This window comes from Symbiopectobacterium sp. RP (genome assembly GCF_050472005.1).
Lineage (GTDB): Bacteria > Pseudomonadota > Gammaproteobacteria > Enterobacterales > Enterobacteriaceae > Symbiopectobacterium.
The window spans coordinates 1,294,764-1,307,856 of sequence record NZ_JBGOGS010000001.1 but is presented as its reverse complement, the minus strand read 5'-3'; the positions used below and the strand labels follow the sequence as shown (position 1 = coordinate 1,307,856).

Below are 13,093 nucleotides of genomic sequence, written 5' to 3'. Positions count from 1 at the left end.
CCCAAAAACATCTGGGCAAAGGTTCGGCACGTTGTCGGTGCCTTCTGTAGAGCACGAGGCTCGTTGTAAAAAGAGCGGTTAAAACAGAGCAGACTCATTAATTTTCTGTGGTTTAATGCCTGGTTTACTTCTCCACCTCAGGCGGCAGTGGTTCCTGCTATTCCCCAACAGGCAGGAATGCGTTAATCTGGATATCCCCAACAGTCAGAAGAGAATTCAAAGTGATCGCTGAATTATCTGTGGCCATGGCTGCAATTCGTGAAACTGCGCAACTTGCCAAACTGATCAATGACGCCAAAACCGAGGCCGAAGTAAACGCTGCGGTTAATGAGTTAAATTCAAAACTTGCGTCTATTCAGTGTGAATGCGTATTTCTCGTTGAGCTCGTGGGCACTTACCAAGAAATGAATACATCTCTCAAAGCAAAAATTGCAGAGTTCGAAAACTTTAAAGTTCAGGCGGTAGATTATTCTCTGAATAAAGTTGATTCGGGTACGCTTGTTTATTCGAAGAATATTGTTTTGAGTGATGGTGAGACCGCGGTGAATGCCTGCCCACATTGTTTTCATCAAAATAAAATATCGATACTTCAGCCTGGCGTAACGACTACGGCGATGAGTGGATTTCATGTTCATTACTGCCCCGAATGTAAAAATGACTTCAAGATGAATAAACTCCCTCCCAAGAAACCGACACAGGTTGCCGGATACGGATCCCGATTTAGCGGAGGTGGTCGATAAATTTGAGCAACCAGCTTGCTCTTACTACCAGTCTGGCATTGTGTTGGGGATACAGATTGTTAAAGAGCGAAGCGTCCAGTAGGGCGCTTTTTTGTTGTCTACTAAATCACCACAACCGCCGTCATGTTCGTGTGCCTCGGGCTGGCTACTTACGCTCAGGCAATCGGCGGGTAACTCGAGGTCTTGCCTGCCGGGGTATTGCCGTTGCGGGTTGGTGTTCCACCGTCTGGCTGAAGGCTGTCTGGTGGGGTGATGGGATTAAGTATACATAATGGTTTTTTAATGTAAATTACATTATGTATACTTTTTGTGTGAGAAAGTTTATCCTACTGATTTTTATGATAATTTATTTCTGTTCTATGAATTAGGGGAAAAGGGATATGAAAATTAGAAGGGAGTATCGCAATAACCACTATTTAATTAATATTATAGCACTTTTTGTTTTCTTTTTTTGTACATCTCTTCAAAAAGAGCATCATAGTGTGTCTTTTTGATCTTCATCTCTACAAGAAAACGCTTAGCTTCGACTTCAGGTAAGTCATCAAACAGCTTGAGAAGTTCTAGCTTTTCCTCAGTCAAGGTGGGTATAGAGGATGTTGTAGGAGACATGGCTTCACGCTCATTATCTACCAATAATGAGCCATCATTATTAAGAATGAGTTTGTTCAAACCCAAGATCGCCATTATCTTACAAAAATCCTCTATTCGAGGCTCACGCCGTCCATTTAGCCAGTGACTAATTCCACCCTTTGTGACACCCAAGCGTTCCGCTAACTCATCTTGTGTTATGCGCAAAGCCCTCATCCGGGCTTTAGCGACTTCATGCCATTTAGCTCTTTCCATTTCTTTATTATACGCTTTGTATAAAAACCAATAAATACACATAATGGATAATCATGTTGTGCAATCTGATTACGTTATGTATACTTGCCACTTGGAGGTATACATGAACAAATTACGGCAATTCAGGAACCGAGTTCACTTAACTCAGACAGAGCTCGCAAAAATGATGGGATGTACCCCTAGAGGCATTTGCCACTATGAACACGGTAGACGAAACATAGATATCAAGTTAGCTCATAAGATAGTTCAGGTAATTAATTCAAAAGGTATATCAATAGGGTTAGATGATCTTTTTCCGTCCGTAAATAAGATTGCCTAACCAGCAGCACCGCTCTTTACAACGGACACTCGTCCTACGGAAGCCACCGACAACGTGGCGAACTCAACATCCCACAGTAACAAACTCACTGTGACTGGCTCACGGCTTCGTCACGTCTGTTGATCACCAAAACACAGGTGCCGTGTCTCTACACGCGCATCCGATAACCTGTTTTTTTCAACAAGGAAAGTATCACAAATGGACATCACAAGTACACGCAAGAAAGCACGCCAGATTGAATCGCAGCTTCTAAGCAAGCTGGCGTTATTCGGTCAGAGAAAGTTCGCTGATTTTCTGAACCTGGACGAATCCCAGATAAGCCGGATGAAAGTCGCCAAGGGGAAGGAGAAGCACTCGTTTTTCGGGCTGATGAGTCTGGCTCTAGCGATTCTGGAATGGGGAGTTAACGACGACGAGCTGGCGCATTTGGCTAAGCAAGTCGCGCTGATTCTGACAAAGAAAAAATCCCCACTGGCAGGTGAGGATTCAGGGCAATACTCAATCGATTTCTGAGGTAATTATACATGCAATTATCTACGACAGTAAACCCAACAATGAGTAGCCGTGAGATAGCCGATCTTGTGCGGAAAGAACACAAGAACGTTTTACGCGTTATTCGTGACCTTATTGGCGGTGGAATTTTAGCCGCTCAAATTGAGCCACTAAAATTTGAGTATCGAGGGCAACAATTTGACTATTACGAACTGAACAAACGGGACAGTCTAGTGCTGGTTGCCAGATTATCCCCTGAGTTCACCGCCGCAGTAGTTGACCGCTGGCAGGAGTTGGAATCACTCACTCAACTACCAACGGATTACCTGTCCGCCCTAAAAGCATTGACGGCAGAGGTTGAACAGCGCCAGCAGTTAGAAAACCAGTTAGCTATCGCCGCGCCAAAGGTCGAGTTTGCTGATCGTGTCGGTGAGGCTGCTGGCGTGCTCATCGGCAACTACGCGAAAACCGTAGGACTCGGCCCCAACAAGCTCTTTGCGTGGCTGCGCGATAAGCGGGTGCTGATCGCTTCTGGCGCTCGCCGCAACGTCCCGATGCAGGAGTACATGGATAGAGGTTATTTCACTGTCCGTGAGACGCCCGTAGACACCAATCACGGCATTCAAATCTCATTCACGACGAAGATCACCGGCAAGGGCCAGCAATGGCTGACGCGGAAGATGCTTGATGCGGGTCTTCTGAAAGCCGTGGGGAACGCCGCATGAACGCTGCTGAGATATATCAATTTCCCGGCCCTGAGCAGGGGCAACAGGAGCCTCGCGTGGCTGACACTGATGATGGCTTCATCATGCTGGCGATGGAGCTTTACGAAGAACTGATCGGCGCTAATCTGACTCGCAATCAAGCCAAGATGGCACACGCTGTATGCCGAAAGACATACGGCTTCAAGAAGAAAATGGATCGCATTGCTGACAGTCAATTAGCCGAGCTTTGCAGAATCAGCAGGCCAAAGGCCAACATTGCCAAAAATGAGCTTATCGCCATGAAAGTTCTGGTGAAAGACGGAAGCAAAATTGGCCCAAACAAAAACATATCAGAATGGGAGATCCCGGAGTGTTCCCAAATAGATAACATTGTTACCAAATCGGGAACAAAAAATGTTACCAAATTGGATACACCGAGTGTTACCAAAACGGAACACACAAAAGATATCTTTAAAGATAAAATAAATAATACCCCCTTACCCCCTACGGGTGAAAGTGTGAAGGGGGGTAAACCCTCTAAACGAAAATCAAACCCAATCAAATACGACGACTACCTGAACGCTTACAACGAAGCCGTGGGTGACAGACTGCCTCACGCTGTTGAAGCCAATGACGAGCGAAAACGGAAACTTGCTGCTCTGGTTAAATCTCTGGCCACGCCAAACCAGGACGGCTTCAAGTCTTACGTCAGGGCGTTTATGGCTGCTGCCAGGCCGTTCCACTTTGGCGACAATGATCGCGGCTGGGTGGCTAATTTTGATTACCTGCTTCAACGCAAGACCCTGACGAAAATCAGGGAGGGTACGCTATGAGACAGGATATCGAGGCCAGCGTGATTGGTGGTTTGCTGATCGGCGGTTTAACGCCAACGGCAACTGAGGTTCTGGCAACGCTGGAGGCGGAAACCTTCGAGATCCCGATTTACAAACGAGCCTATGAGGTGATCCGTAAACAGGCTCGCACCAGAAACATGATTGATTCCCTGATGGTTGCCGAGGAATGTGGCGATGAGCATTTTGCCTACATCATGGAAACGGCGCGTAGCTGCCCCAGCGCTGCAAACCTGCGGGGCTATGCCGACATGGTGACTGAGATGTACCAGCGCCGGATGTTCGTTTCGGCTGTTGACAAGCTGCGCGGGACAATCGGAAATTCATCGATTGAAGTGGCTACCGTGGCGATGGACGAACTTATCGGCAGACTGTCAGGCATTCGAAAGCCGAAGCAGGAAGTGAAGCCGGTTCGCCTTGGAGACATCATCTCCGAATACACCAACACGTTAGCGCGCCGCCTGAAAAACGGGGAAGAGTCCGACACGCTGAAAACAGGCATTGACGACTTGGACGCGATCACCGGGGGGATGAACGCTGAGGATTTAGTGATCGTCGCCGCCCGGCCCGGAATGGGGAAAACTGAACTGGCGCTTAAGGTTGCCGAAGGCGTGGCAAACCGGAAGTTACCCGGGGAGAACCAGCGGAGGGGCGTTCTGATTTTCAGCATGGAAATGAGTTCTCTACAGGTAGCTGAGCGTTCGATAGCCGGGGCAGGGCGGATGTCGGTAAGTCTGCTGCGTAACCCTTCAAACCTTGACGATGAGGGATGGGCGAGGATTGTTGACGGGATTAACCGACTGGCAGATCTTGACGTATGGGTCGTTGATGCTTGCCGCCTGACGGTGGAGGAAATCGTAGCCATTGCCAGGCGGCACAAACAGGAGCACCCAGCGCTATCGCTGATCATGGCAGACTATCTCGGGCTGATCGCCAAACCGAAAGCGGAGCGTAACGACCTTGCCATAGCCCATATCTCATGGAGCCTAAAGGCAATGGCCAAGACGCTGCGAACGCCAGTGATCGCGCTTGGTCAGCTATCACGAGACATTGAGAAGCGACCTAACAAGCGCCCGACCAACGCCGATTTGCGTGACTCTGGCAGCCTTGAACAGGATGCCGACTCAATCATCATGCTCTACCGCGACGCGGTGTATAACGAGAATTCACCCGCCGCTCCATTCGCAGAAATCATCGTCACAAAAAACCGCTTTGGCTCACTCGGCACCGTCTATCAGCGATTCGTTAACGGTCATTTCATTGAGTGCGACCAGGACGAAGCGCGGGAGAAGTGCACGACAAGGCAGCAGACAGAAACCAGCGTACGCAGGTACGCAAAAGGCGCTGACGTCTAGGCAAACAAACAGGAGGAGTGATGAAAAGGTGCAGGAGTAACGAAAATATGCAGGTGGTGCCCATATCGGGAGGCATGCAGATCCTGCACGCTATAATCAGTGAGTTACGATGAAATTGGTGGTACCTAAATCGATTGGGCAACTACCCAGGAATTTGAGGTAGTTCGAAATGCTGGGAATAGGGCACAAAAAACCCGGCGCGGGGCCGGGTGGGGGCCAAAATTGATGGGTATGTTCAGGATTCATGCGTAAAGTTATAAAGCTGAATTACAAGCATGCATATATGAGCAAATGAGGCAGCAGCTATCCCGATGGCAACCGTTGGCAGCATGTAGCCGTCGATACTTGAGATCAAAAGAACGCCAGCAAAGAAAAGCACACCAAGCTCAACAAAACTTAGTGCATACACGATGACTACAGAGGTCATGTATCCGTATTCTCGAATCTTACTTAACTTTCTGGTTCTGCTTCCTATCATAAACGTCATTCCTGCGATCAGGATTGCTATCATTGTTCCTGCATAAGATGACAATGCGGCACCAAGTCCATCTTTATGGGAAGAAAAAGACACGCCTGGCAGATAATGACGAAAAATAAAATATGAAGTAAAAACAAAGAGGTAAGGGATGGCTACAATGCAAATCCCGGGCATTATTTTGTTACGCATAACACCTCCAGCGGATTTGTACTAGCGTGATAGTGTGCCTATTTGGCGATTAAAGCAGCTTACTATAGAGGATTTCATTCTTGTGAAGCAATAACTCATTTCCTCAGCAATTTCGGCATTTGTGGCCTTTTCAATGATTGCTGAAAGATGACCCTTTTCTGATAGATAATGCTCTGAAAGGATATCACCAGCCTCTTCTCTAGCTCTCATGCTAATTTCAGAGTAAGGAGGATTTGGATTGTTTACAATGTCTCTTGTCGCTGATTTGATATCCCTTCTGTGCTTTGGTTTGATTATCACCTCAATGGAATCAAATAGCTCATCTTCAATGTCCTTGGCCCCTAACGCTCTCATTATATCGACAAATATCGTGGTGTTAGACTCTATTTTGACTGTGGTTCTGCCTATGAAGCTCATTGTCATAACATCTTTCTTTGTTGTGCTTTTCATCAGTGGTTCTAGTTGCACCTTGGATCCATCTTCGATAGCAATATTTTTACCATGTAAAAAATCTATTAAATCAGTGGTAGTCGGTCCATAAACTGTCCTTGCAAATCCGATAACATCTTCGTCTACGAAAACGAATGCGGGAAAGCCAAGAGATTCATCATCCGCGAGGCTTTTTTTAATATCCTCTATGGAAGCGCTTGACCTGTTTATTTTTTGTATAAGACTGTTGTCGTTTGTTTTTGTAAAAAGAAATGTTTTATTATCAATGTTATGAAGATAAAGATAGTCAGCACCATGAGATAATGAATTACTATGAGTTGCCTGATGAAGGAGAAAATCAAGCATTTTTATCCCCGACTTATCTTTACTTTTGTTTTTTTGACTATAAAATGCATAAAAACCGATTTTCATATATCAATCCATTATATTGAAGTTTTCATTCCTGGCAAACTAGTAACGCCCCTATCTGTGTCGGGTGCGTGCTATGTACCTACACCCATCTGCTTATGCCGTGGCTAGATTAGCCGCATTTTGGTTTCGACAGCCACACCAATGAGGCGGCAACTTCCATCGATCGGCACCATAGGCCATTGCGGGTGTAGACCCTTTAAGTATACCCCGCCTATGTTCACGAACCCCCTATGACACTGCATTTTCTTTCAAGCAGTGAGGACAGGTTGTATTAAAGGAAAGCATACCCATGAATAAGTTAACTCCCTATTTGAATGATATATCCACGATATTGAGTAACGCGGACAGGCCAGAGGTGGCGTTGTTACAACGCTATGAGATAACTCATGGCGAGCAAAAAATCAACTTCATTCTATCACTTATTGGAAAGTTGATAGAGCATGACAGAAGGCTTCGCGCCAGAAGCGGAGGGTGACATGGATAAAACACGCTTCCTGCTGCGTGATGAACGAATACGAAAAAACCTGAAAGCCTTTATTGATTCCCTGCCCACCGACCCACACCGCCCTCTCGAAATTACCGTCAACGATGCTAAACGGACATTACCGCAGAACGACCTGTTCCATGCGTTATGCACCGATGTTTCGCGTCAGGTGGTGTGGGCCGATAAACCCCACTCGCTGCTGGACTGGAAGGCGCTGTTTGTCTCGGGACATGCCATCGCTACCGGCAGGCCGGGGGAGGTGGTGACGGGGCTGGAGGGGGAGTTTTGCAGCATCCGCGAGAGCACGGCTCAGATGGGCGTAAAGCGCATGAACAGTTTGATTGAGTATGCCCAGGCCTGGTCGGTTGGCAACGGTGTCAGGCGGCGGGAGGTGCGTTATTCCGGGGATTATTTTGGGAGAGTCGGATGAAGAAAACCAGTTTCAGGTACGACGGCTTAACCGGTGAAGAGGCGGAGCTACTCGTCAGGCACTACAAAGACAACGGCTATCGCGCTGCCAGGTCACTGAGCCGCGACCCCAAATATTGGGATATCGTTGTCACCCTTCCCGAACAGCAGTACCTCAAACTAACACCACGCTCAATGCTCAACAAGATGTGGGGGTAGCTATGGCACTCAAATCACACACCAGACCAGAGCACAAGGACACATGGCGAACCCCGCACGAGGTCTTCCAGGCGCTGGATGCGGAGTTTGGCTTCTACCTCGATGCCGCCGCGGACCACGACAATACCCTGTGTCGTCTGTATCTGACGCCAGAGGATGATGCCCTTGCCTGTGACTGGAGTAGCACCGGCGCCATCTTCTGCAATCCCCCGTACAGCAATATCCGCCCCTGGGTTGATAAAGCTGCTGAGCAGAGCCGCAAGCAGAATAAAACGGTCGTTATGCTGCTGCCTGCGGATACCTCGACGGGATGGTTCGCACAGGCACAGAAAACGGTTGATGAGGTGCGCTTCATCACCGAAGGGCGATTGTCGTTTATCAGCGCTGAAACGGGCAAACAAGGCAAGGCGGGTAACCGCAAGGGCAGCGTGTTGTTCATCTGGCGACCGTGGCGCACAACCCCTAAAGGGATGACTACGGTAAGCAGGCACGCGCTGATTAACCGGATGTGGGGGTAGATATGGCACTAAAACGCGATAAGCACGACGCGGTATTTTCTGAGCTTGTGCGCGAGAGAACTAACTGGCAGTGCGACTATTGCGGTAACTATTTTCACCACGACCACGGTAATCTCCATTGCTCCCACTTCAAGTCCCGCCGACACAAAGCGACCCGCTACCATCCCTTCAACGCCTTCGCACACTGCGCGGGCTGCCACCGTAAATTGGGTGAAGACCCGTATGAGTTCACGATGCACACCAACATCACTTATGGGGAGATGCTCATTGACCGCGTGGCGCATCTGGCGGCAGTGCCGGTGCGGTTAAAGCCGTGGCAGATGGATGAGATTTATCAGCACATGAAAACTGAGCTCAAGCGACTGCGGGAATTACGCGCCGGCGGAAATATCTGGCGAATCGAGTTCACGCTACCACCCTGGTATCAGGAGGGCATTACTTATCAGATGGGGGAAGCGGCATGAGACAGCGTGTGCAACTGACGGCGGAAGATATTCCGCTTATCCGGACACTGTTGGCCTCCGGTATGCCAGTGGCGGAGGTGGCGAGGAAATTTGATACCAGCAAGCAGCATATCTACAGCATCCGGAACGGCAAAAACTGGGGCGCGGTGAAATGAGAGATATACAACAGGTTATGGAGCGCTGGGGCGCATGGGCGGCAGATAACCGAGAAGATGTTTGCTGGCCTCCTGTTGCTGTGGGTTTTTCCGGGCTTATTCCGTCAAGGGTTCTTAGTCGCATTCAGTGCTGTGATGATGATGGACTCATTATTTCTAACGTTATGGCCGGGTTACGCAGTAAACATCCAGTGACCCATAACCTGTTGTTTGATTATTACGTGTTCGGCAAAACATTTATGCAATTGGCTCACGAGAACCATTGCTCTGATACGTACATAGGCAAGAAGCTACAGAACGCCGAGGGCGTCATTGACGGGTATCTCATGGCGTTAGATATCAATTTAGAAATGGACAAATACGTCAGGCGGGAGTTCGTAGCTTGACGACACTCGATATCCGGGGCTATATTCCCTGTGCAGCCGCAAAATCGGTTGTCGGGATTGGAACTCCGGATATCAACAGACACATAGCTGCGTTGGCGGTCTTAAAGGTCATCTGGTTTCAGATATTTGTAATTTTTCTCCAACTCGGTAAGCCTCTCCATCATTTCTTTGTGCATTTTTTCTTGTTTTTCGGCATGCCTCTTAAATTCATATTTTAGTGAAAAATCGACTTCTTTTTCTGTTAAATTCCAAGGTTCCTTTCTTTCTATGGCGCGGTGAATAGCAGCTTCAATCGCTGCCACAGCCTCGGCATTAACCGATCTTTTGTTCTCCTTTGCTAGAGAATGAAGCTGATCTTTCAACTCCAAGGAAAGCCTGATGTGTATTGTAGGTTCTCTTTTCATGGAAAAATTCCTGTCAATATTTTGTTGACACTATAGCCATTGGCTACTAAATTAACAATGGTAGCCATTGGCTATTGCCTTAAAGGGTGAACCATGCAAAATGAAGTCAGGCCACCGCAAGTAAATGTCCGTATGCCAGAAATCTTACGGGATACGATCAGAAAATTAGCTTGTTTAAATGGAAGATCTATGAACTCAGAGATTGTGCAAGTTCTTAAGGAACATGCCCACAAAAATAGTAAAGTCCTAACTGCGCTAACAGCTAGGACTCTTAATTTGCCCTAATCCACACAAGGATAAAAGACATGTCGATTTTAGCAAGGGCAGTGACTGAATGCACGCCAAAAAACGCAAATATTAATTTCACTTTTGAAGATTATCAGATAAGAATCATTATGAAAGATGGAAATCTGTGGTTTGTTGCATCTGATGTTTGCAGGGCTGTCGAACTAGATAACACGTCTATTCGCAAGTTAGACGATGATGAAAAGGATCTGCATTCAATGCAGACCCCGGGAGGAATTCAGGACATATCAGTAATATCAGAATCTGGTCTATACACCCTTATTCTTCGCTGCCGGGATGCGGTAAGGCAGGGAACCTTACCGTGGCGTTTCCGTAAGTGGGTAACAAACGAAGTCCTGCCAACGATCCGTAAGACTGGTAGCTACGAGAGAAACCTAGCAGTAGAACCGTTGTCACCTAACGATATGAGCAACCTTACTCGCCTTGTCTGGCTAATGACCAATGGCATGAAGTTCGAGAGAGCGTGGAACGCGGGTGTATGGCACTGCTTGCGCTCTGTAACCGGTAGACCATCACCGGAACCCTTCTCAGTAAATGATTTGCCAGCTCTCGGTGAAGAATGTCGCAGGCTGTTGAAAGTTACTTCGAGATTTAACTCGGTAGTCTACGACTTCGAGAAAGAGGTTATCCGCTCGGTAGTCAGGCGGCGTGGCAACATGGAGTCGATGGTCGAAAAGATGACAGGCCAAATGCTGGAATTTCAGGATAATGAACGCGACGGAATGCTCGCGCTGGATAAGTTATGTGAGTCCGGTGTAAAAGATTTACTTTATCGCCAATAAGGTCTTTACGATCGTAAAAAACGCAATATCATGGTAAGAGTGACTACTACGTCATGATACTTATCGAATTCAGGCCCCAGCCTGACAGCTGGGGCTTTTTGCTATTGACAGCGACTGATTGCTGAATAAAATCATCGGGTCGCACATCTCGCTTGTTGTTCCCTCCATATCAGTTTGGCTTAGATGTGCGATAAGGCCCCGGTTAATGCCGGGGTTTTCGCTTTCTAGCGGTTTCTACTCTGGCTATCGATTTTGCATTTTGTACAGAAGCGCGACAGAAAATCGCAAAGCCCTGTTGTTTTATCATTGGAGCCTGATGAGTGAAGTAATGCGCTGAATTCTGATTCCAGCTGTTCAAATCTCTTCAGGTAATCGGTAGGGCTTAGCTCCTCGGACAGTCTGCGAAGATATTCAAACGCAAGTTGGCGGGCTGTTGGTTTATTGTTCATTGCGGTGTCCTTCTCGTTATGACTCGGCAGTTTGGTGCAGCACTCCACAGTAACACGACTTAATCATAATTCTTGTTTAATAAATATCCTAAGGCTGAGCTATTGCTCGGCCTTTTTGTTTCCTGTAAATCACACAGCGCCCACTTAGCGGGTGAGGCTATGACACGAATGAGCACTCTCTACAGCAGGCTTTCATACGGAAGCGGGACGGGCTTAATGGGCCTTGGCGCGTCTGCCAGAGCCTACGCCGCATCAACTACAGAGAGCGTATGGTTGCTTGCAGACAAAATGGCCGGGTTAACGCTCGGTGACTGGGCGATCATCGTCGGTATGGTCTGCACTATCGGCACTTTTGTAATCAACTGGTACTACCGCAGGAAGGAGTATCAGCTGAGGGAAAAAGGCGGTGCATGATGTCAAAAGCAAGCAAACTCAGTGCGGTAATGCTGGCGCTCATCGCTGCTGGCGCGACTGCTCCCGTGATGATGGCGCAATTCCAGACTGAAAAAGAGGGGATGCGTATAAACGCTTATCCTGACGGCGGCGGCATCTGGACGATTTGCGGTGGCGTGACACGGGTAGATGGCAAGCCGGTAGTGAAGGGCATGAAGCTGACCGCCGGGCAGTGCGCAAAGATTGATGCCGCAGAACAGCAAAAGGCGCTCGATTGGGTGGATCGCAACGTTAAAGTGCCGCTCACTGAGACTCAGAAAGTCGGCATTGCCTCATTTTGTCCGTGGAATATCGGTCCCGGTAACTGCTTCACCTCAACGTTCTACCGCAAATTGAATGCCGGCGATCTCATTGGTGCCTGCAAAGAGATTAAGCGCTGGATTTGGGACGGAGGCAAAGATTGCCGTATCCGCGCCAATAACTGTTACGGGCAGATAGCGCGGCGTGACCAGGAGGCGGAATTATCGTGCTGGGGGCTGGGCGCATGAGGCTATATTTCTACGCCGCTCTCGTTGCTCTGCTGGCTACACTGTCATTTGGCGTCTACTACTACCACGACGCATACAGTGATAAAGCGAAAGACCTCGAAGCAGCAGAGCGGCAACAAAAGCAGGCCGAAACCATCGCTGGAAATGTGATCCAGTCGATGCGCATCTTCACCGCCATCACACAGGCCAATCACGATGAAAAACAGCAGATACAGCAGCGGTCGGAAAATACCGGGGTTGACATCCGTGAAAAGTTATCGACTGATGAGTGTGCTGTTCGGCCTGTTCCTGATGATGTCGTTAGCAAGCTGCGAGAGCACGCGGACAGAATACGTAACGGCACCCGTCGTACCGATCCCCGCTGAACTTCTACAGGACTGCCCAGCGCCTGAAATCGCTCATCAAATGACATACGGCCAGAGCGTAGCGCTGAATGAAGAATTGCTGACCGTTATTGAGAAGTGTAACGCCGACAAGCGAAGCATTCGGGAAATCGAAGGATCCCGGAAGCATTTACCTGCCAGGTAGCTGTGCAACTCTGTGAAGAAGTGGCAAGGCTGTGAAACCAAACAATGAGGCTCGGTTAATCCGGGCTTTTTTTGTGTCTTGCAATATCCCCGCGCACCGAAAGCGCATCTAAAAACACCGAACCTGAACCTATGGAATGAGCCTTTGAGGGCGTCAGTTTGTGCTGGCGAGCCTTCGGTGGGCTGACGTTCTATTTCGGCAAAGGTTCATTTCATAG

The 13,093-nt window shown here is 48.3% G+C and carries 23 protein-coding genes and 1 pseudogene; 18 read left to right on the top strand and 6 right to left on the bottom strand.

What is annotated here, in order from left to right:
- Positions 1 to 221: 221 nt before the first annotated feature.
- Entirely contained in the window at positions 222 to 740 is a 519-nt protein-coding gene (locus ACD630_RS08640) for a hypothetical protein (protein WP_430358800.1), read from the top strand.
- 426 nt (positions 741 to 1,166) lie between these two features.
- On the opposite strand, the gene ACD630_RS08635 is transcribed toward ACD630_RS08640, so the two are convergent.
- Entirely contained in the window at positions 1,167 to 1,625 is a 459-nt protein-coding gene (locus ACD630_RS08635; protein ID WP_430358799.1) for a helix-turn-helix domain-containing protein, read from the bottom strand.
- Position 1,626: 1 nt separating this feature from the next.
- Between ACD630_RS08635 and ACD630_RS08630 the strand changes: the two genes are divergently transcribed.
- The 5 genes from ACD630_RS08630 (at position 1,627) to ACD630_RS08610 (ending at position 5,304) form a co-directional block, all read left to right on the top strand.
- Positions 1,627 to 1,902 (top strand): helix-turn-helix transcriptional regulator, encoded by a 276-nt coding sequence (locus ACD630_RS08630; RefSeq protein WP_430358798.1) that lies wholly within the window; start codon positions 1,627 to 1,629, stop codon positions 1,900 to 1,902.
- Positions 1,903 to 2,100: 198 nt separating this feature from the next.
- On the top strand, positions 2,101 to 2,415 hold the full coding sequence (locus tag ACD630_RS08625) for a CII family transcriptional regulator (RefSeq protein ID WP_430358797.1): 315 nt from the start codon (positions 2,101 to 2,103) through the stop codon (positions 2,413 to 2,415).
- A gap of 11 nt (positions 2,416 to 2,426) precedes the next feature.
- Positions 2,427 to 3,119 (top strand): phage antirepressor KilAC domain-containing protein, encoded by a 693-nt coding sequence (locus ACD630_RS08620; RefSeq protein ID WP_430358796.1) that lies wholly within the window; start codon positions 2,427 to 2,429, stop codon positions 3,117 to 3,119.
- A 56-nt stretch (positions 3,120 to 3,175) separates the two neighbouring features.
- Positions 3,176 to 3,931 carry a replication protein gene (locus tag ACD630_RS08615; protein ID WP_430358795.1) on the top strand — a complete coding sequence of 252 codons (756 nt, stop codon included), beginning with the start codon at positions 3,176 to 3,178 and terminating at the stop codon, positions 3,929 to 3,931.
- Complete coding sequence (locus ACD630_RS08610) at positions 3,928 to 5,304, top strand: replicative DNA helicase (protein ID WP_430358794.1); 1,377 nt, start codon at positions 3,928 to 3,930, stop codon at positions 5,302 to 5,304. The genes ACD630_RS08615 and ACD630_RS08610 overlap by 4 nt, the downstream gene beginning before the upstream one ends.
- A 235-nt stretch (positions 5,305 to 5,539) precedes the next feature.
- Here the strand turns inward: ACD630_RS08610 and ACD630_RS08605 are convergent, their stop codons facing one another.
- From ACD630_RS08605 to ACD630_RS08595, 3 genes and pseudogenes are all read right to left on the bottom strand, one after another.
- Complete coding sequence (locus ACD630_RS08605) at positions 5,540 to 5,971, bottom strand: hypothetical protein (RefSeq protein ID WP_430358793.1); 432 nt, start codon at positions 5,969 to 5,971, stop codon at positions 5,540 to 5,542.
- 21 nt (positions 5,972 to 5,992) lie between these two features.
- Entirely contained in the window at positions 5,993 to 6,832 is an 840-nt protein-coding gene (locus tag ACD630_RS08600; RefSeq protein ID WP_430358792.1) for a protein rexA, read from the bottom strand.
- A gap of 104 nt (positions 6,833 to 6,936) precedes the next feature.
- Positions 6,937 to 7,044, bottom strand: a pseudogene (locus ACD630_RS08595) (LexA family transcriptional repressor); the annotation flags it as partial.
- A gap of 264 nt (positions 7,045 to 7,308) precedes the next feature.
- Between ACD630_RS08595 and ACD630_RS08590 the strand changes: the two are divergent.
- The 6 genes from ACD630_RS08590 to ACD630_RS08565 are packed head-to-tail and all read left to right on the top strand — an operon-like array spanning position 7,309 to position 9,466.
- Positions 7,309 to 7,746, top strand: coding sequence for a recombination protein NinB (locus tag ACD630_RS08590; RefSeq protein ID WP_430359960.1), 438 nt, complete (start codon positions 7,309 to 7,311; stop codon positions 7,744 to 7,746).
- Positions 7,743 to 7,943, top strand: coding sequence for a hypothetical protein (locus tag ACD630_RS08585; protein WP_430358791.1), 201 nt, complete (start codon positions 7,743 to 7,745; stop codon positions 7,941 to 7,943). The genes ACD630_RS08590 and ACD630_RS08585 overlap by 4 nt, the downstream gene beginning before the upstream one ends.
- 2 nt (positions 7,944 to 7,945) lie before the next feature.
- On the top strand, positions 7,946 to 8,461 hold the full coding sequence (locus ACD630_RS08580; protein WP_430358790.1) for a phage N-6-adenine-methyltransferase: 516 nt from the start codon (positions 7,946 to 7,948) through the stop codon (positions 8,459 to 8,461).
- Positions 8,462 to 8,463: 2 nt separating this feature from the next.
- Positions 8,464 to 8,925, top strand: a complete 462-nt coding sequence (locus ACD630_RS08575; RefSeq protein ID WP_430358789.1) for a hypothetical protein — start codon at positions 8,464 to 8,466, stop codon at positions 8,923 to 8,925.
- Positions 8,922 to 9,080 carry a helix-turn-helix domain-containing protein gene (locus ACD630_RS08570; RefSeq protein ID WP_430358788.1) on the top strand — a complete coding sequence of 53 codons (159 nt, stop codon included), beginning with the start codon at positions 8,922 to 8,924 and terminating at the stop codon, positions 9,078 to 9,080. The genes ACD630_RS08575 and ACD630_RS08570 overlap by 4 nt, the downstream gene beginning before the upstream one ends.
- Entirely contained in the window at positions 9,077 to 9,466 is a 390-nt protein-coding gene (locus ACD630_RS08565; RefSeq protein ID WP_430358787.1) for an antiterminator Q family protein, read from the top strand. The genes ACD630_RS08570 and ACD630_RS08565 overlap by 4 nt, the downstream gene beginning before the upstream one ends.
- A 101-nt stretch (positions 9,467 to 9,567) precedes the next feature.
- Here ACD630_RS08565 and ACD630_RS08560 read toward each other — a convergent pair whose 3' ends face one another.
- Entirely contained in the window at positions 9,568 to 9,870 is a 303-nt protein-coding gene (locus tag ACD630_RS08560) for an Arc family DNA-binding protein (RefSeq protein WP_430358786.1), read from the bottom strand.
- 93 nt (positions 9,871 to 9,963) lie between these two features.
- On the opposite strand from ACD630_RS08560, the gene ACD630_RS08555 reads away from it, so the two are divergent.
- Together ACD630_RS08555 and ACD630_RS08550 are read left to right on the top strand one after the other, a co-directional pair.
- The gene (locus ACD630_RS08555) at positions 9,964 to 10,155 is read left to right on the top strand and encodes an Arc family DNA-binding protein (RefSeq protein ID WP_430358785.1); all 192 of its coding nucleotides are present in this window, start codon (positions 9,964 to 9,966) and stop codon (positions 10,153 to 10,155) included.
- A gap of 20 nt (positions 10,156 to 10,175) precedes the next feature.
- Positions 10,176 to 10,958 carry a BRO-N domain-containing protein gene (locus tag ACD630_RS08550; protein ID WP_430358784.1) on the top strand — a complete coding sequence of 261 codons (783 nt, stop codon included), beginning with the start codon at positions 10,176 to 10,178 and terminating at the stop codon, positions 10,956 to 10,958.
- A gap of 224 nt (positions 10,959 to 11,182) precedes the next feature.
- Here ACD630_RS08550 and ACD630_RS08545 read toward each other — a convergent pair whose 3' ends face one another.
- Positions 11,183 to 11,407, bottom strand: coding sequence for a YdiH family protein (locus tag ACD630_RS08545; RefSeq protein ID WP_430357765.1), 225 nt, complete (start codon positions 11,405 to 11,407; stop codon positions 11,183 to 11,185).
- A 159-nt stretch (positions 11,408 to 11,566) separates the two neighbouring features.
- Between ACD630_RS08545 and ACD630_RS08540 the strand changes: the two genes are divergently transcribed.
- From ACD630_RS08540 to lysC, 4 genes are read left to right on the top strand one after another with little or no spacing between them, the layout of a single operon-like run.
- A complete protein-coding gene (locus tag ACD630_RS08540; RefSeq protein ID WP_430358828.1) occupies positions 11,567 to 11,821 on the top strand; it encodes a phage holin in 255 nt (84 codons plus the stop codon).
- On the top strand, positions 11,821 to 12,348 hold the full coding sequence (locus tag ACD630_RS08535; RefSeq protein ID WP_430359821.1) for a lysozyme: 528 nt from the start codon (positions 11,821 to 11,823) through the stop codon (positions 12,346 to 12,348). Before ACD630_RS08540 ends, ACD630_RS08535 begins: the two co-directional genes overlap by 1 nt.
- The gene (locus ACD630_RS08530; protein WP_430360124.1) at positions 12,345 to 12,713 is read left to right on the top strand and encodes a hypothetical protein; all 369 of its coding nucleotides are present in this window, start codon (positions 12,345 to 12,347) and stop codon (positions 12,711 to 12,713) included. Before ACD630_RS08535 ends, ACD630_RS08530 begins: the two co-directional genes overlap by 4 nt.
- On the top strand, positions 12,613 to 12,876 hold the full coding sequence (gene lysC, locus ACD630_RS08525) for an Rz1-like lysis system protein LysC (RefSeq protein ID WP_430359959.1): 264 nt from the start codon (positions 12,613 to 12,615) through the stop codon (positions 12,874 to 12,876). The genes ACD630_RS08530 and lysC overlap by 101 nt, the downstream gene beginning before the upstream one ends.
- Positions 12,877 to 13,093: the final 217 nt, after the last annotated feature.